The sequence below is a fragment of the Glaciecola sp. 33A genome (genome assembly GCF_002836745.1).
Classification (GTDB): domain Bacteria; phylum Pseudomonadota; class Gammaproteobacteria; order Enterobacterales; family Alteromonadaceae; genus Glaciecola.
This window is the reverse complement of sequence record NZ_PJAR01000024.1, coordinates 542,974-560,445: the sequence shown is the minus strand read 5'-3', so window position 1 is coordinate 560,445 and position 17,472 is coordinate 542,974. Positions and strand designations below refer to the sequence as shown.

Sequence of the window (17,472 nt, the reverse complement as noted above, 5' to 3'; positions counted from 1 at the left end):
TCAATTTCTAAGCGAAATCTACTAAGTAGACGTCGTTTGCACTGTTAAGCTTCTTGGATAATTACCAATTTAACTATTGCCATTACTTCTGAATGCAGTTGAATATCGATTTCGAACTCACCTGTTTCACGTAAAGTACCAGTGGGTAATTTAACTTCTGCCTTAGTAATCTCAACACCAGCAGCAGTAACTGCATCAGCGATATCGCGAGTACCGACAGAACCAAACAATTTGCCTTCGTCGCCAGCAGGAGATGCGATAGTCACTGGCCCAAGCGCAGTAAGTTTATCGGCACGTGCTTGCGCAGTAGCTAATTGGTCAGCAATTTTAGCTTCCAACTCGGCACGACGTAGTTCAAATTTGTCAACGTTTGCTTTCGTAGCCGGAACAGCTTTTTGGTGTGGGAACAAATAGTTACGTGCGTAACCTGATTTTACTGTGACCTTGTCACCTAGACCGCCTAAGTTGGCGACTTTGTCTAGTAGTATGATTTCCATCTTGCTACCTCTTTGCCAATCTTATTTGTGTGAGTCTGTATATGGTAACAATGCTAAGAAACGCGAGCGCTTAATTGCAGTTGCTAACTGACGCTGATATTTTGCGCTAGTACCAGTAATACGGCTAGGAACAATTTTACCACTTTCGGTTACGTAGTTTTTCAACATAGGTATATCTTTATAATCGATAACTTCTGCGCCTTCAGCTGAAAAACGGCAAAACTTACGACGTCTAAAAAAACGAGCCATTATGCGTCTCCTTCTTCTGATTTAACTTCTTCCGGTGCAGCGGTCACTTCTGGCGCAACTGTTGCTTCTGGTGCAACTTTTGCTTCAGGTGCATCGTAAGACTTTTCATCACGTGGTGGTCTGCGATCGTCACGACGTTCTTCTTTAGCCATTGGAGACTGTTCTGTCACAGCAGCTTTAGTACGCATAACTAGGTTACGCAAAATGATGTCGTTATAACGGAAAGCAACTTCTAATTCATCTACAGCTTCGGCAGTTGCCTCAACGTTAAGTAGAACATAGTGTGCTTTATGAAGCTTTTCGATTGGGTATGCCAATTGACGACGACCCCAGTCTTCTAAACGATGGATCTTTCCACCGTCTTGCTCAAGAATACCAGTGTATTTTTCAATCATGCCTGGCACTTGTTCACTCTGATCTGGGTGAACCATGAATACGATTTCGTAATGACGCATTATTGCTCCTTACGGTTGTAGCCTCGCGTAGTGAAGTCGTCTACATGGAGACAAGGAACTAAGATGTTGACTTCAAGGGCGCGCATTATACATACACAATCCTGTATAGACAAGTAGTTTTAGAGGCTCAGAATGATTGATATGAAATGTATGGAAATTTAACTATGTAAACTAACAATTATAGCGCTGTAGTAGCTTAAAAAGTGCCCTAGGGCTGGAGGTAATTCTGGTAAATATTGACTAGCGTTGTTGCTTACCGAGCTCAATGGCTTATATTTTTCACGCGCTACCATGATAGCTTCTCACATTACAGAAAATAGCGCGATAAATCAGTAGTAGTCACATGCCAGCTAAAAAAGTAAGCTATAAATTACGATTATCATTACGTAAACTCACACAGGAGCTTAGTTTTGCTAACTCACATTCATCATATTAATTTTGTAGTGGCTGATTTAAACGCATCTATTTTTTATTTCAAAAAACTTTTAGGACAGCAACCAATTGTTGAAACGTTGCCTGAAAGAAATGTCAAAACAGCAAGATTTGAAATAGGACAAAGCTTATTAGTATTAGTACAACCTATCACTGATGAAGGGGTAGTGGCTGATATTTTAGCAGACAAAGGAGAAGGCATTTTTCTAATTTCATTTGCCACCCACTCTATTGATAAAACACTTCAAGAACTCGAATTATCCTATAACGAAAAAAGAAAAGGCATAGATGGCTGGCCAATTTGCGATATATCACCTTTTGAGCAATTTGGCGTAGTTTTACAGTTGACAGAAACACCTAAATTTAATTCAATTTGAAATTTCATATTTCAAATTGAATTAATTGAGAGGGAAATTCACATTATTAAATAATTAACTAACTGATTAATATCAACTTTATATTTTCCAGTTATTTGGCATGAACCATGCTTTAATAAAACTTGTAAATAGAACGTTAACAAATGTTTATAAGGTTTTAGTCCAGTAATGTATCAAACTAGTAAAGTGCGTATTTTAATATTCGGACATAAAGAATTTAGTCAGCTGTTGAGTAGTGTACTGACTGGTATGGAAGAGCATGCTGAATGTCGAATAATAGACGCTATTGTGGGTACCATTGACGAAGCCAACAAACATGTAAGTTTGTTTAGTCCTGATGTGGTTATAAGCGCAGGAAGTAATGCGGCTTATTTAAAAACCGCACTGAATGTTCCCGTACTATCGATTCCTGTTACCGAATCTGACATTATTTGTGCCATTTTAAAAGCGTCAACTGTTAACAAGGACGTGCATGTTATCACCTTTGATGACTACAGCAGCCTTGTTGAGCTGCTTAATCAAAACACCTCTATCAATATAAAGCACAGCAAATACGAAACAGCACAAGAAGCTAAACAAATTTATCAACTATCAAAACTATCTCCCAATAACGTCGTGGTCGGGGCTAGTTTAGTTTGTGGATTGGCTTCTCAAAACAATATAAAATCCTTTTTAATATACTCAAAGGAATCATGCAAAGCCATCTTAAAAGAAGCTATTGAGATCGGTAGTAAGCAAAAAGAACAAGTTCACTCAAAAGCAATACATCGCTGGCTTAATGAAGACTCAAAAACCCCAATATTAGTCGTTGACAACTACACCAACATGCTGACCTCAAATGCAGCTGCAAAAGATGAATTCAGCATTGACTCTGCCAATAAGCAACAGATCTTAGATCTACTCCAAAGTAGCCAATTCCTGGATGTTTCGGATGGTAAATGTAGATTAAATCAAGCTGATTGGTGGTTTCATAAAGACACCATCGAAATGGCTAATCACAAGTTTGATATCTATCAATTTTACGCCCATACACCTAATATTCCTTCCATTCCAAAGCAATTCAAACCAACCCAACCTCTAGTTTACCAATCTAAAATCATGAGTAATTTAATCGAGCGAACCGATTTATATGCTCATTCTCCCAGCCATGTTTTGATCATCGGCGAATCAGGTACTGGTAAAGAAATGATTGCAAAGCGCATTCATCAAAAGAGTCAATTTTCGGATGGTCAATTCGTTGCAATTAACTGTGCTGCTATGCCTAGTGAGTTATTCGAAGGTGAACTATTTGGTTATGTAGAAGGTTCATTTACAGGGTCAAAACGCGGTGGTAAGCATGGCCTCCTCTATGAAGCCGAAAATGGCGTATTATTTTTAGATGAAGTAGGCGAACTTAGCCTTCCTCAACAGGCCAAATTGTTGCGTGTAATTCAAGAGAAATCGTATCGCCCAATTGGTTCTCATAAGGAATTTAAAGTAAATCTAAAAATCATTGCAGCGACCAATCGACCACTTGCGGAACAAGTCAAAAATGGGTTATTTAGGGACGACTTATATTATCGGCTCAATGTATTGAGTATTAATGTTCCTTCACTTAAGGAGCGCAAAGAAGACATTGCAAACATCACTAAATCAAAATTAAGTGCACTTAACTTCGGCAAACTGACAATAGAAACGCTAGACAGCATTGCCTTCCATTTAAGCAGTATTTTTGAAGTCTATGATTGGCCTGGTAACGTCAGAGAGCTCGAAAATATTGTAGAGCGTTTACTGGTTTATTGCTCTGTCCACCCAAAAATAGACAGCAAAAAAATAATACAACTATTACACGAACTAGCGCCTGAATTATTTGTTAATCCAGAGATTGAGAATAAAGGCGCACTAGCTAAAAATGAACATCAATTAGTTATACAGGCAATGGATAAATTTAACGGGAACAAAGAGCTCGTCGCGCAGTTCCTCGGAATAAGTCAAACCACTTTATGGCGACGATTAAAACTCATTCATGACAATAAAAAAAGGGGACAACAAAATGCGTAGATTTACCCAAAGCAAAATTGGAAGCGCCGTGGCTTTATCCATGTTAGCTGGTTCATATGCGGTCGCGAACAGCGCGCTTGCACAAGAATCACAAGCTTCAGAAAGAGAAGACAGCATAGAGATTATTAGTATTTCACGCAAACGCCCCGAAAGCCTTCAAGATGTTCCGATCGCAGTCAGTGCTCTGTCCGCTAGAGATATTGAAACTGCCGGTATTGAACGCCCAGGTGACTTCATTTCACTTGTGCCAAATGTCAATATTGTCGACACGGCCAACGTGGGAGATACCCAAGTGACTATTCGCGGTATTGTCTCTACTCGCGATGCTGAATCTACCTTTGCTTACGTCGTCGATGGCGTTTTAATGACCAATCCAAATGGTTTTAATGAAGAGCTCCTCGATATAGCACAAATTGAAATACTTAAGGGGCCTCAAGGCGCGCTCTATGGTCGCAACGCTGTTGCGGGTGCTATTTTGGTAACCACAACACTCCCTAGTGAGGAGTTTGAAGGTAAAGTTAAAGTGGGTACCGGTAACGCTGGTATCCAGCGCATTAATGGTATTATGAGTGGCGCGCTTAATGACACTATGCGCGGTAGATTGACCGCAAGCTACAACAGTATGGACGGACATTACACGAATGTGCTCACAGGCCAAGATGATGTTGTTGATTTCTTAGAAGACACGACTATCAAAGGTCGATTGATGTGGGATGTGTCAGATCATCTCACTTTAGATATTCGTGCAGGGATGTCTAAAGTCGAAGGCGGCGCAATTAACTTTAATGCCGTGTTCGCATTACCCTCTTTTGTAAATGCGTTTAATCAGCCTGCTTACAATGCAGATGTAAATGACCACGATTTTATATTCGCCTTTAATGTTCCCGGCGAAAATAAACAAGACAGTACCGAGTTTTCAGTCAAAGCAGATTGGGACTTAGATGGCTATGACATTACCGGTGTGCTTGCCTATAATGATTTAGAAGAATACTTATTATCTGACGGCACAAGTGCCTCGTTTTATGGATATGAGTTAACGCCACAATGCCAAACCGATCGTGCAACATTGAACAATACACCAGCAGCTTTAGGTGGTGCGAACCGGTCCGATTTATTCGGTGATTTTTTTGCTCCATTTGGGGTATTTCCTCCTGGTGTAGAATTTACCGGCGTTTACGGTCCATATACGCCGACTTCTTGTGACGGTTTTCAGTATCAAGAGCGCAGCCAAAGGGATTTCAGCGGAGAATTGAGAGTCACATCTGATGATGATGACGCCGATATACGTTGGATAGCGGGTGTCTACTTCGCCGAAATTGAACGTGATGTCGTAGTTGCCTATGGTGCAGATCAAGGTCAAGGCTTCCTTCGCCAAGCATATGTTCCACCAACAGGACCAAACCCAACCGATTTGCTGTTTAACGATACCTTTGATACGTCGGTTATTTCTGCCTTTGGTCAAATTGAATACGACGTCTCAGATAAAATGGAATTAGCTGTCGCTTTGCGTTATGACAATGAAGAGAGAACGGTATCTAATAACGTTCCAAACGTGTCGTCTTCAGGACTTAACATAAATACGATAGGACCAATAAACCCAGCGTTTAACGCTAATCCAAATGGGATCCCTGATAGAAGCAGATCGTTTTCGCATTTTCAACCTAAAGTAACTCTGAGCTATGAACTAACAGATAATGTTAATTCTTACGCCAGTTATGGCGTTGGTTTCAGGAGTGGTGGATTTAACTCTATAGGCACTGAAGCAACTCTCGATTTTTGGTTTAATAGTTCAGGTGCTGGCACACCCGGCGATGCAGTGGACGCTAAATTGTCAGTCACCGATGATTATGCAAAAGAGGTAACTACCAATATTGAATTCGGGCTGAAGTCGAAATTAATGGATGGTAAAGTCCGAGTTAACGGCGCTATATTTAAAACCACGGTTGAAGATAATCAATTTTTTGAATTTTTTGCTGGTCCATTTGGATTATTGAGAGCGGTTACCACAATCGACGAGCTCGCAATTCAAGGCTTTGAACTGGATTTTACAGCTGAGATTACAGATACATTTAAAGTATTTGGTGGAGTGGGTCTGCTTGATTCAGAGATCAAGGAAAACCGGAATCGTCCTCTGTCTGTTGGTAACAAAGCGCCACAATCCCCTGAAACTACTTACACCTTTGGCTTCAGTTATGAGCAACCTATCAGGGAAGATTATTGGTTAACTACCAGAGTTGATTATCAATACACTGGGGAAACGTTTTTCCACACACTTCAAGGCGAACAAACGCCCACTATTTGGGACTTTTTTGGGACTCTTGGCGGAGGCGTCCCGCCGGGTCCACATCCACAAAACTTTGATAATGCGGCACGTGATGCATTTTATACATTAAATGCCCGCATTGCGCTTGAAGCTGAAACTTGGACGCTAGCAATTTATGGAAAAAACATTACTGATGAGCAATATCTACAAGAAGTCATTCCTGCGCCTGAATTCGGTGGTTCTTTTCTTCATCCTTCTGCCCGCGCAGAATACGGCGTTGAATTTACTTATAACTTCTAAGGTATAATTGGATCGGGCTTGTAGTGTGGCTAATCACCTCAAGCCTCGCATCCAAAGTAATGTTTGAATTGGAGAAAATAATGAACAAACCACTTGCTGGTTTACGTGTTATTGATTTAACGCATATGTTGTCTGGCCCTTACTGCGCGATGATACTTGCAGATTTAGGTGCAGAAACAATAAAGGTTGAACCTTTACAGGGCGAAGGCACACGTAAATTATTAGCAACCGACCCCAAAAATTCTCTCGACGGCATGGGGGCGTATTATCTAACACTAAATCGCAACAAACAAAGCATCTGTATAGATTTAAAAAGTGAGGCAGGCAAACAAGTTTTTTATGAATTAGTCAAAGAGTCAGATGTTGTGGTTAATAACTTTGGCGCAGGTGTGCCAGAGAGACTTGGTATTGACTATAAAACGTTGAAGAAGATTAATCCTAAAATTATCACCTGCAGTATCACTGGCTTCGGCAGTAATGGTCCGAAATACAAAAGGCCCGCTTTCGACCAAGTAGCACAAGCGACTGGTGGTGGCATGTCAATCACCGGAACAGATAAAAACCATCCTGTACGCGCGGGCATTCCAATTGGTGACCTTGGTGGTGGCATGTTCGCCGTCATGGGCATTCAATCAGCCATAATAGAACGTGCAACTAGTGGCAAAGGGCAAGATGTAGATATTTCTATGCTGGATTGCCAAGTTTCAATGCTGAATTACATGGCGACCATGCACTTTCTATCTGGTGACGACCCCTACCCTATTGGTAATTCTCACTTTGTTCACGTTCCGTACAACACGTACCCCACGTCAGACGGCTTTATAGTTATTGCGATTATTACAGATAATTTCTGGAAAAACTTAAATGAAGTAGTTAAGTGCCCTGCGTTTGATGACAGCAAATACGACGGACAACCTGGCAGATGGGCGGAAAAAGACTTTATTGATGAGCAGTTAAATGCCGTATTAGGTCAAAATACAACAGCCTATTGGATCGCGCAGTTAGAAGCTAAGCGAATTCCTTGTGCTCCCGTAAACAGCTTATCTGACGCCTTAAATGATGAACAAGTGTTGCATCGAAATATGGTTGTAGATTTAAAACACCCCAACGGTAATTCAACCAAAGGACCCGGTAACCCCATAAAATTCTCGCGCACCAATGAGGAGACTTTTGAAGCAGCGCCTACTTTAGGTCAAGATACACAGACCGTATTATCCGAATTACTGCAAATGTCTCAAGAGCGGATCGACATGCTAGTATCTGAAGGTGCCGTTAGGGGGAGTAGCCATGATTAAGGATGTTTTCATTAATGATGTAGGGCCCCGTGACGGTTTACAGAATCAAGCGAAAATATTAACACCGCAACAACGACTGCAACTAATTGAATTGCTGACGGATGCCGGGCTAGATGGCGTAGAAGTAGGTGCATTTGTATCACCTAAAGCGGTCCCTGCTATGGCTGGCACCGATGAGATCTGTCAACAGCTTGCCACTACGAGTTGTCATTACTCAACCTTAATCCCAAATATGAAGGGCTTTGAATTAGCCGAACAAAACAAGCTCAAGTTAGCTTCGTTGGTAATTGCGACGTCGAATACGATGAATGAAAAAAACATTCACATGAATAACGCGCAAACGATGAACATGATTAAAGACGTTATACACGTTTCGAAAACCACTGAAGTTGAAGTACAAGTATATTTGGCTACTGCTTGGGCATGTCCATTTGAAGGCGTCATTGCGCCACAACAAGTCATAGATATGGCTGGCAGCTTGCTTGAATTGGGCGCATCTCGCTTAGTTATTGCAGATACGATTGGCGCCGGAGACCCATTACGAGTCAATACGCTGATAAATCAATTAGTAAAACACTTCGGTTCAGATGTTTTTTCTTGTCATTTTCACGATACTCGAGCAATGGGCTTAGCTAATTTATACGCCGCTCTGGAAGCAGGTATTCGCCGTTTCGACGCATCTATTGCGGGACTGGGCGGATGTCCGTTTGCTCCAGGAGCTAGTGGTAATGTAGCAACCGAAGATGTGGTTATGATGTGTGAACAAATGGGCTACAAAACGGGCATAGATATGCTGGCATTATTGGATGCGTCAGACCTGGCTGTTGAATTAACACAGACCGCCCGTGGGGGGAACGCCAAAACATGGTTGCGCAAACAATATCCTAAGAGTAATTAAATCAATTACTGCGATTACCTTGCACGACTATTTTTAGTTAATACAAATATATAAAAGAAGGAAAAGGTTATGAGTTATCGATTAGGCGTTGATGTTGGAGGCACTTTTACCGATCTTTTGTTGATCAACGAAAGCAACGGTGAAACTCACACAGCGAAGGTTCTCTCGACACCAGACGATTCGTCAATTGGGGTATTAAACGGTATTGCGCGAATATGTGAAGAGTCAGGCATAGATCCAAAACAAATTAATCGAGTCATGCATGGAACGACCGTTGCCACGAATGCCGTACTCACGGGGAAAGGGGCTAAAGTTGGCCTGGTGACCACAAAAGGCTACAAGCATGTGCTGCAAGTGGCGCGCTCTTTTTGCCCTGGAGGCTTGGGCGGCTGGGTGAGTTATGTAAAAAAACCATTACTAGCCCCGCTCGAATTGACCATAGAAGCGAATGAGCGCATGGGGGCCGACGGAAAGACAGTTAAGACTTTGGACGAGCAAGCATTTCGAAATGATTTAATGAAGCTTAAAGCGAAGGGTGAAGTCGAAGCACTCACTATTTGCTTCATCAATGCTTATGTTAACGGCGAACATGAAAAACAAGCTAAAGCCGTTGCTGCAGAAATCTTTACCGACATTCCAATTAGCATCTCTAGTGACATCGTGCCTGAAATGCAAGAGTATGAGCGCACAGAAACTACCGTTGTAAATTCATATGTTCGTCCACAGGTTGCACGCTATGTTGAGAACCTTCAAGCGTCGTTGCATGAAACCATGGGCCAAGATCTGCATTTATCTATTTTACGTTCAGACGGTGGTTTAGCCTCAGCTAATGCTGCGGCCGACAATCCGGTTAACTTATTAATGAGCGGTCCTGCCGGTGGTGTATCAGGGGCGATACATTTTGCATCTGCGGCAGGATATGACAATGTTCTAACTTTTGATATGGGCGGAACATCAACCGACGTTGCCTTAATACAAAATGCTAAGGCACGCATTCGACGTGAAACGAGGGTTGGCGACGTTACTGTGCGAGCACCTTCGGTTGATGTTAGAACCGTTGGTGCCGGAGGCGGCTCATTGGCCTTTGTTCCTGTGTTAACCAAAGCACTACGAGTAGGTCCTGAATCCGCAGGTGCTCAACCAGGTCCCGCTGCCTATATGAAAGGCGGTGTAGAGCCAACAGTATGTGATGCTAACGTTGTTTTAGGGTACTTACCCTCAGACGTTCAGCTCGGCGGCAAAATGGCAATTGATAAAGCGGCAGCAGTTAAGGCAGTCAAAAAAGTAGCAGATGCGATGGGCCTTTCTGTAGAAGAAGCGGCTGAAGGTATTGTGCGTATTGCTAATGAAGCGATGTTTGGTGCATTGCGACTAGTGTCGGTTGAGCAGGGCTTTGACCCCAGAGATTTTGCCCTCGTTGGTTTTGGTGGAGCAGGTCCGTTACATGCAAATGCATTGGGAATTCTGACTGGTTCGTGGCCTACCATTATACCGCCAGGACCAGGCGTATTATGTGCCTATGGCGATGCGACCACTGTAGTTAAGGATGAAGCATCCAAAACTTATGTCACCTTAATCAAGAATACAAATCAAGCCTCACTAGCAAAGCTATTTCATGAGTTAACAGAGAAAGCCTCCTCAACTCTCATTGCGGATGGGATCAGTGAATATGAGTTAGACGTTACCTTACAAGCTGATGTACGTTATACCGGCCAAGCATTTCAACTGTCTATTGAAATATCTCAAGCCGACTTTGAAGCCCAAGGTCTTGATTTGTTAATTAGTCGCTTTGACGAACAACATACTCAACTATTTACCTTTGCCCTCGATGAAGGTCACGAGATTGTCATGGTTCGTGCAATTGTATCTGCAGCCTCCACTGCTCTGCCTTTAAGCAAGCAAATAACTGGAAATACTACATTGCTCGAATGCAAAATTGCCGACACCAAAATTTATCATGCAGGACAGTACCATCAAGCTGCCATTTATGAGCGCGCTAAAATGGTTGTGGGCTTAGTTATTCCTGGCCCCTGCATCGTAGGTGAGATGGATTCTACAACGGTTATTTTACCCGGATATGTTGCCACTGTAGATACCGTTGGCAACCTTTTAATTAATCCTGTTAACGCAAACAAAAATAAATAGTAGGAGATCAAGATGAACAAAATTATTGAAACAAACACAGCTCCTCTTAATCGCGTTGATACGGACACAGTCACCGTTGATATAATTGAAAATGCGCTAAAAAATGCGCGTGAAGAAATGGACGCGGTCTTATTTAGAACAGCAATGAGTCCAGGTATTCGTGAGCAAGGCGATTGCTTTCCGATGATTGCAAATAAAGATGGTAAAATGGTGGTAGGACAATTTGGCTCTTTCATCCATGGTTTTATGGACGCATTTTCAGGACAAGTGGAAGAAGGTGATGTGCTATTAACTAACGACCCTTATATGTGTAATGGTGCCGTATCCCATTTACCGGATTGGATTGTTATTGTTCCTATTTTCCGTGAAGGCAGGCATATCGCTTGGTCAGCAATGTTTGGTCACATGTCAGATAATGGCGGAATGGTCCCTGGCTCAATTCCAATTAAAGCTGAAACTATTTTCCAAGAAGGTATTCGCATTCCCCCAACAAAGCTGTACAAGAAGGGCGTATTGCAGAAAGACCTGTTAGAACTCATTTTGCACAACGTAAGAACACCACAGTGGAATCGGTTTGATTTAAACGCCTTAGTCGCTGCCTGTAATACAGCATCGAAGCGAGTTATTGAGATAGCCGATAGATTTGGTGATGACACTTTTTACTCAACAATGGAAGTTATGTTAGAACGAAATCATACTGCAATGTCTGCAATCATCAATATGTTAGTGCCTGAAGAGCCTCGCGTATTTGAAGATTACTTGTGTGACGATGGCGTGGGTAAAGGACCGTACAAGATTCGCTGTAAAATGTGGCGTGAAGGACCCAAGGCAATATTTGACTTTGAAGGCACCGATCCACAAGCCAAAAGCTCAATTAATTTCTACTTAAATGAAGAAATGTTTAAGATGTTTTTTGGTTCTTTCACTATCAACTTAGTTGACCCACAAATACTCTTTAATGATGGTTTTTACGACTTGGTGGACGTACGCATACCTCAAGGTAGCTTATTGAAACCAAATTACCCAGCGGCTCTCTCTGGAAGAACCCATGCCCTCGGCAGGATATTTGATGTCATGGGTGGCTTGCTCGGACAGGGCGCACCTGAAGCGATGAATGCAGCAGGATTTTCAGATTCACCGCATTTATTTTATTCAGGCTACGATGCTAAAGGCGAGTGGTTTCAACTCTTTCAAATTGGATTTGGTGGTATTCCAGGTCGCCCTGCTGGGGACGGCCCTGACGGTCATTCACTGTGGCCAGGTTTTACTAATGTTCCTAACGAATTCATTGAAGCTTACTTTCCACTGAGAGTCGAGGCGTATGAAGCAATATTAGACTCAGGCGGCGCAGGCTTGCATCGTGGTGGCAATGGCCTATCTGTCGGCTATCGTTTCTTAAATGATGGCCAAATAGCTATCCATGATGACCGTTGGTTAACATACCCTTGGGGAGTTAACGGCGGAGTCCCCGGTATGCGCTCAACCAAAATATTAATTCGAGCTGATGGGAGTGAAGAAACATTACCTGCAAAGTGTGAAGGCATTGAGGTTAAAGATGGCGATATTTTGTACTTTAATACGTGGGGTGGCGGTGGCTGGGGAGATCCATTAAAACGCGAGCCTCAGTTGGTATTAGATGATATAAATCGTTCATTAGTTTCGGTTAAAGGCGCCGCAGCCTATGGGGTAGTTATCAACGACGATATGTCTATTGACCAAACAGCGACAACCACGCTAAGAGCACAAATGGCGAGTACCCGTGGTGATGTTAAATTGTTTGATTTTGGTGGTGATATTGCTGATATCAAAGCTCGCAGTTTGGCAGAAACCAAGCTCACTGCACCCCAAGCACCCGAGTTCTAAATGAGCGTAACACTTATCAATAATGATCTGCTTATTGGTGAATTACAGTTGGGTAGAAGCCCAGCTGTAATTGCTGTCGATTTTAGCAACGGTTTTGCTGATAAGAAAAGCCCTTTGGGAGGAGATTTCGAACCTCAACTAGAGGCAAATCTTAAGTTGATCGAGGCCGCGACTGCGAGTAACGTTCCTGTTTTTTTCAGCACTGTTGTTTACGATAATGAGCAACAAGCAAGTGTATTCAGGCAGCGATTGCCTGCATTAAATATATTGCAGAGAGGGTCTCACTGGGTCGATATTCACGATAAGTTTAGCAATTATATCAACCGCGACAATATTATTGAAAAAAACTATCCAAGTGCTTTTTTTGCAACAACCTTGGCCAGCAGATTAGCAGCGCTCAACATAGACTCACTTATTATCACGGGCTTAACTACCTCGGGTTGTGTGCGCGCGACATGTGTAGATGGTCTGCAACATAACTTCCTGTGTGCAGTCGTAACTGAAGCATGTGGCGATAGGAATCAGTCGGCGCATGCAATGAGCCTGCATGACATGCATGCAAAGTATGCTCAGGTTTTACCCTTAAGCCAGATTATAGAGTACTTTAAATCACTGTGATCTAACGACCTTAACACCCAGCCTAAAAACGCTATAGTTTGAAGGCGCTATTTCGATGGCGCTGCGGTTTAATGGCGCTATGGTTTGATGGCCTTTACGCGTAACCTGACATAATCGACATGCCATTGGCCATTTACCAATAAATCAGGTTTCAGTAAATTAGTAACTTCGCCAATGATGTGTTTCTTTTGTATAACATCTACATTTGTAAAAAATGCCTGGCAAAAGGCTGTTAGCCATTCACTTAAATGCGCTGGTAGTGGCGTAAAACGATCAAATAATTCGATATGTTCAAGCTCAAAACCCTGCTGTACTAACAAGTACGAGTAAGCCTCAGCTGTGGGGAAGTACCATGGATTTTGATACACAATACCTTCACGTTCTAAACAGGTAGTCAGCGCATCAACTATTTTGCCTGCATTACCGAAGCCGCCAAACTCTGCAACAAAACGGCCCCGTGGTTTTAATGCTCGGTAAATACCACTTATTACTGCTTTTGGTGTTGTCATCCAATGCAGAGCTGCGTTCGAAAAAACACCATCAAATTGCTCGTTAAAGTCTAGATCGTTAGCATCTTTTACCGATGCATTAAGGCCTTTTGCCTTAGCAGCTAGAACCATTTCAGCACTTGCGTCTATGCCAAGCACATGTTGGCATAAAGGTTTGATTTTTTCGGTAAGACTGCCATCGCCACAACCCACATCTAGAATAGAGTCTGACAATTTTGGTGTAAGCAGGTTTAATAAGGGCTCACCAAGCTTAGCTACAAAATCAGCGACTTGATTATATTTAACCGGATCCCATTTTGTTTCTGACATAAAGCCCTTAAGCAACAATTATGATGTTTAATACACGCGCTAACAAAGCGTCGATTAATATACTGTATTTACCATCTTAGTGATTATTAAAGCGCATTCACAAACTAACGACCTCATCATCAATAAGATGTTTGACTAGCTCACTTTGCTGGGCATCGTCAAAAGCTTTATCAATCATTGCTGCTCTGTATCCGACCACTTCTTTGTAATTAGGGTGGGTGAATATATACGTCTGCCCCGAGTTAAGAGCTTCAATAACGCGTTTTGCAAGTAGTTCTGGCGCAATACCGGACTCAACCAACGCGGCTGCTTGACCAAAATTCTTTTTGTAACGCTCTTTATTTGCTAGCGCAATTTCTTTATCTGCTAGCGCATTTTTTTTATCTGCTAGCGCAATTTCTTTGGATTCTGTGCTCGACTTATATTTATCTTGTTTATTGCGCATTGACTCGTGAATACGTGTTTTAACAAAGGCAGGACACAGCGCTGACACTTGAATATTATGTGATTTTAATTCCACAGCCCAACTTTCGGTCATCGACACAACGGCTGCTTTCGTAGCGGAGTATGAACTTGAATAAGGAACGCCCGTCATACCCGCCATTGACGCTACATTTATAATCCAGCCACCGTCGCCATGGCGTTTTATTTCAGGTATTGCTGCTTGCGCTCCGTATACCACTCCCATCAAATTGACATCAATGACCCAGCGCCATATATCATGATCCGCTTGCTCAATTTTACCCGGAACGCCGCCAACACCTGCGTTATTTACAAGCATATGTAACTTACCAAAAGTGGCTATCGTTTGCTCAACACAGGCTTGCCACTGGGAAAAATCAGTAACATCTAATTTGCACGCTAACACATTAATATTCATAGACTCTAACTGCTCTTTAGCACTCGTTAATGCAGCCTCGTCGATGTCAGCAATCACAACATTCATGCCCAGTTCACCAAACTCTTTAGCTAAAGCAAACCCTATGCCGCCTGCGGCTCCAGAAATAAGTGTTGTCTTACCAGAATATGTTGATGCGTTATTGTGTGGCATAAGATGGTTTCCCTTTTTGCGAGCTCATTACAAATAAACATGGTTTGCTAGTCGCTATAATATAGGCTGGCGTTGGCTTTAATCACAATTTATTTAGTTAATCGTATGGCCTTAGTTCTGTGAATAGTAGACAGTAAAAAAGTGTTTTATTTCGCCTTACGGCTTAACTAGAGTGCCTTTCTGGTTGGCATTACTACATTCGCAAATATCAGTCCCGCAACCAACGACATAAATATCAGAAACACTTCTTGTCCGACATGCGACGCTTGCACAAAGTCCTGACCTGAAATAAACGAATTCAAACCGATATAGGTTTTAGAACCTGGCACCAGCACAATTAAACCATGCATAGCGACAATGGTTGAGGGTTGGTTTGCTATTCTTCCAAAGGCATTCGCAAAAACACCCAGCGCAAATGCACCTAGGAATGTGCCAAAGGTTTGGTCTATATAATTAGAACTATAAACCGTCACACCATAGGCGATAAAAGCCGACATTAATGCCCAGTGTATGTGTTTCAGTCGTGTTCTAAAAATAGGTACTAATGCGAAACATAACAAACCGACAGCCAACCAAGTCGCCCAATATGGCAGAGAAGCGGCGGGCTCAAACTGATTCTCTCCAAATAAACTGAAACCAACACCAACGCCTAAAAATGCACCAAAGTAGAGCTTAAATAATTGCATAATTGCATCCATTATTCGCGCGGTCCCAGACACTAGATTTCTCGACGAAAGCTCCGCCAATCCCATGGTTAGTGCTAAACCCGGCACCAATACAATGACCGCAGAAAGTACCATCAATGGAATGTTAATGCCGGGATCTAAATAACGACTTATAGCGCACGCTAAAATACCGGCAGCAAACGAAGTTACTGGTTCTAGCATTAAATTTACGCGCTTCGATTTTTGTGCCCATAAAATCCATAAGTAAGAAACAAAACCGAGTAAGGCAGCCCAAAAAATCTCCGCTAAACTGGCGCCCATTAGCATTGAAAATGAGCCTGTCGCTAAAGCAAATGCAAAACCGGTGATAATCTTACCGTATGGACTTGGCATTTCATTGATAGCGTCCAACCGGATATCAGCATCCGTTAACGTTATTCCCCCAGACAATAATTCATTTGCCAACTCATCGGTAAGCGACAGAGCATTCATGTCCAAATCGCCTGGTTGGAGTCGCGCAGCATGATTATATTCATCCTCGTGTTTATCACTCCAGATCACGAAAGTAATAGAGGTTGGTGTTGCAATAAACGAGGCGTAGACACCCAAATAGCTAGATACCTCGAGTAAGTATGCCTCTAGTCGAAATGCTGGCGTTCCATACTTGTGCAACATCTTGCCCAGCTTCAGTATGAAACGACGGATTTGAATAAATTCTTGAGTGTTCAATATTTTGTTTCTCTGCCCTTAAAGGGATTTGTATTGGAGGTCGTCTACTTCACTATAAAAAAGTGCAAATTTGTTCGAGCGTTTTCTTATTTTTTGCATGCTCCGGCACCGTTGCATCAAGCGCCGGGTAGCCAGCTATCAGCAACATATATGGACGTTCATCATCGGGCCTTTCACATATTTTTGATAGGAATGTCATTGGTTTTGGCGTATGAGTCAAGGTTACTAACCCAGCATTATGCAACGCCGTTATCAGAAAACCAGTGGCAATACCGACCGACTCATGCACATAATAATTGCTATGCTTATCGCCGGGACTAGCCCCTCCCTTTTTTTGACTAAAAATAGCGATTAACCAAGGAGCTTGCTCAAGATAAGGTTTTTGAGCATCGGTGCCAAGAGGCTGCAACGCTTCAAGCCATTCCTCACCTGCGCGCCCTGCATAAAAGCCTTGCTCATGCAGTTCAGCTTGCTCTCTGACTTGTTTTTTTACATCATCTGAATGAATAGCTACAAAATGCCAAGGTTGATGATTCGCGCCATTTGGTGCTGTTCCAGCAGCCTTTATACAATTTTCAATGATTGCTTGCGGCACCTTTCGGTCACTAAATTTGCGAATACTATGACGGCGTTTTATATCATCATAAAATGCTTGAGAACGGATCAGCATTTCCTCTTGAGGATACTCTATGTAGTCTGAGAGAGGCGATGAATTATGAGCTTTCATTAGTCAACCAATTTATGTCGTTAGTCGAGTGATAATTAATACCTCAAGTA

15 protein-coding genes are annotated in these 17,472 nt (G+C 42.4%); 8 read left to right on the top strand and 7 right to left on the bottom strand.

What is annotated here, in order from left to right; translation table 11 throughout:
- Positions 1–44 precede the first annotated feature (44 nt).
- The 3 genes from rplI to rpsF are packed head-to-tail and all read right to left on the bottom strand — an operon-like array spanning position 45 to position 1,201.
- Positions 45–497 carry a 50S ribosomal protein L9 gene (gene rplI / locus CXF81_RS02790; RefSeq protein WP_101179831.1) on the bottom strand — a complete coding sequence of 151 codons (453 nt, stop codon included), beginning with the start codon at positions 495–497 and terminating at the stop codon, positions 45–47.
- A 21-nt stretch (positions 498–518) separates the two neighbouring features.
- Positions 519–746 carry a 30S ribosomal protein S18 gene (gene rpsR, locus CXF81_RS02785; protein ID WP_006015732.1) on the bottom strand — a complete coding sequence of 76 codons (228 nt, stop codon included), beginning with the start codon at positions 744–746 and terminating at the stop codon, positions 519–521.
- On the bottom strand, positions 746–1,201 hold the full coding sequence (gene rpsF, locus CXF81_RS02780) for a 30S ribosomal protein S6 (protein WP_101179830.1): 456 nt from the start codon (positions 1,199–1,201) through the stop codon (positions 746–748). The genes rpsR and rpsF overlap by 1 nt, the downstream gene beginning before the upstream one ends.
- Before the next feature lie 410 nt (positions 1,202–1,611).
- On the opposite strand from rpsF, the gene CXF81_RS02775 reads away from it, so the two are divergent.
- From CXF81_RS02775 to CXF81_RS02740, 8 genes are all read left to right on the top strand, one after another.
- The gene (locus tag CXF81_RS02775; protein WP_101179829.1) at positions 1,612–2,010 is read left to right on the top strand and encodes a VOC family protein; all 399 of its coding nucleotides are present in this window, start codon (positions 1,612–1,614) and stop codon (positions 2,008–2,010) included.
- 168 nt (positions 2,011–2,178) lie between these two features.
- Positions 2,179–4,050, top strand: a complete 1,872-nt coding sequence (locus tag CXF81_RS02770) for a sigma 54-interacting transcriptional regulator (protein ID WP_101179828.1) — start codon at positions 2,179–2,181, stop codon at positions 4,048–4,050.
- Positions 4,043–6,613 (top strand): TonB-dependent receptor, encoded by a 2,571-nt coding sequence (locus CXF81_RS02765; protein WP_198556299.1) that lies wholly within the window; start codon positions 4,043–4,045, stop codon positions 6,611–6,613. The genes CXF81_RS02770 and CXF81_RS02765 overlap by 8 nt, the downstream gene beginning before the upstream one ends.
- Positions 6,614–6,693: 80 nt before the next feature.
- Positions 6,694–7,908, top strand: a complete 1,215-nt coding sequence (locus tag CXF81_RS02760) for a CaiB/BaiF CoA-transferase family protein (protein WP_101179827.1) — start codon at positions 6,694–6,696, stop codon at positions 7,906–7,908.
- Entirely contained in the window at positions 7,901–8,806 is a 906-nt protein-coding gene (locus tag CXF81_RS02755) for a hydroxymethylglutaryl-CoA lyase (protein WP_101179826.1), read from the top strand. The genes CXF81_RS02760 and CXF81_RS02755 overlap by 8 nt, the downstream gene beginning before the upstream one ends.
- A 69-nt stretch (positions 8,807–8,875) precedes the next feature.
- Positions 8,876–10,951, top strand: coding sequence for a hydantoinase/oxoprolinase family protein (locus tag CXF81_RS02750; protein ID WP_101179825.1), 2,076 nt, complete (start codon positions 8,876–8,878; stop codon positions 10,949–10,951).
- 12 nt (positions 10,952–10,963) lie between these two features.
- A complete protein-coding gene (locus CXF81_RS02745) occupies positions 10,964–12,814 on the top strand; it encodes a hydantoinase B/oxoprolinase family protein (RefSeq protein ID WP_101179824.1) in 1,851 nt (616 codons plus the stop codon).
- Complete coding sequence (locus tag CXF81_RS02740) at positions 12,815–13,432, top strand: isochorismatase family protein (RefSeq protein ID WP_101179823.1); 618 nt, start codon at positions 12,815–12,817, stop codon at positions 13,430–13,432.
- A gap of 77 nt (positions 13,433–13,509) precedes the next feature.
- Here the strand turns inward: CXF81_RS02740 and CXF81_RS02735 are convergent, their stop codons facing one another.
- The 4 genes from CXF81_RS02735 to CXF81_RS02720 all read right to left on the bottom strand — a co-directional run bounded on the left by CXF81_RS02735 (position 13,510) and on the right by CXF81_RS02720 (position 17,422).
- A complete protein-coding gene (locus tag CXF81_RS02735; RefSeq protein ID WP_101179822.1) occupies positions 13,510–14,250 on the bottom strand; it encodes a class I SAM-dependent methyltransferase in 741 nt (246 codons plus the stop codon).
- A 97-nt stretch (positions 14,251–14,347) separates the two neighbouring features.
- Positions 14,348–15,301 carry an SDR family oxidoreductase gene (locus tag CXF81_RS02730; protein ID WP_101179821.1) on the bottom strand — a complete coding sequence of 318 codons (954 nt, stop codon included), beginning with the start codon at positions 15,299–15,301 and terminating at the stop codon, positions 14,348–14,350.
- 167 nt (positions 15,302–15,468) lie between these two features.
- Positions 15,469–16,695 carry a threonine/serine exporter ThrE family protein gene (locus CXF81_RS02725; protein WP_101179820.1) on the bottom strand — a complete coding sequence of 409 codons (1,227 nt, stop codon included), beginning with the start codon at positions 16,693–16,695 and terminating at the stop codon, positions 15,469–15,471.
- A 52-nt stretch (positions 16,696–16,747) separates the two neighbouring features.
- A complete protein-coding gene (locus CXF81_RS02720) occupies positions 16,748–17,422 on the bottom strand; it encodes a nitroreductase family protein (protein ID WP_101179819.1) in 675 nt (224 codons plus the stop codon).
- Positions 17,423–17,472: the final 50 nt, after the last annotated feature.

What these genes read in the sequence shown, in the direction of transcription:
- rplI (WP_101179831.1), bottom strand. Translation starts at nt 497, where the DNA reads ATGGAAATCATACTACTAGACAAAGTCGCCAACTTAGGCGGTCTAGGT.
- rpsR (WP_006015732.1), bottom strand. Translation starts at nt 746, where the DNA reads ATGGCTCGTTTTTTTAGACGTCGTAAGTTTTGCCGTTTTTCAGCTGAA.
- rpsF (WP_101179830.1), bottom strand. Translation starts at nt 1,201, where the DNA reads ATGCGTCATTACGAAATCGTATTCATGGTTCACCCAGATCAGAGTGAA.
- CXF81_RS02770 (WP_101179828.1), top strand. Translation starts at nt 2,179, where the DNA reads ATGTATCAAACTAGTAAAGTGCGTATTTTAATATTCGGACATAAAGAA.
- CXF81_RS02765 (WP_198556299.1), top strand. Translation starts at nt 4,043, where the DNA reads ATGCGTAGATTTACCCAAAGCAAAATTGGAAGCGCCGTGGCTTTATCC.
- CXF81_RS02760 (WP_101179827.1), top strand. Translation starts at nt 6,694, where the DNA reads ATGAACAAACCACTTGCTGGTTTACGTGTTATTGATTTAACGCATATG.
- CXF81_RS02755 (WP_101179826.1), top strand. Translation starts at nt 7,901, where the DNA reads ATGATTAAGGATGTTTTCATTAATGATGTAGGGCCCCGTGACGGTTTA.
- CXF81_RS02750 (WP_101179825.1), top strand. Translation starts at nt 8,876, where the DNA reads ATGAGTTATCGATTAGGCGTTGATGTTGGAGGCACTTTTACCGATCTT.
- CXF81_RS02745 (WP_101179824.1), top strand. Translation starts at nt 10,964, where the DNA reads ATGAACAAAATTATTGAAACAAACACAGCTCCTCTTAATCGCGTTGAT.
- CXF81_RS02740 (WP_101179823.1), top strand. Translation starts at nt 12,815, where the DNA reads ATGAGCGTAACACTTATCAATAATGATCTGCTTATTGGTGAATTACAG.
- CXF81_RS02735 (WP_101179822.1), bottom strand. Translation starts at nt 14,250, where the DNA reads ATGTCAGAAACAAAATGGGATCCGGTTAAATATAATCAAGTCGCTGAT.
- CXF81_RS02730 (WP_101179821.1), bottom strand. Translation starts at nt 15,301, where the DNA reads ATGCCACACAATAACGCATCAACATATTCTGGTAAGACAACACTTATT.
- CXF81_RS02720 (WP_101179819.1), bottom strand. Translation starts at nt 17,422, where the DNA reads ATGAAAGCTCATAATTCATCGCCTCTCTCAGACTACATAGAGTATCCT.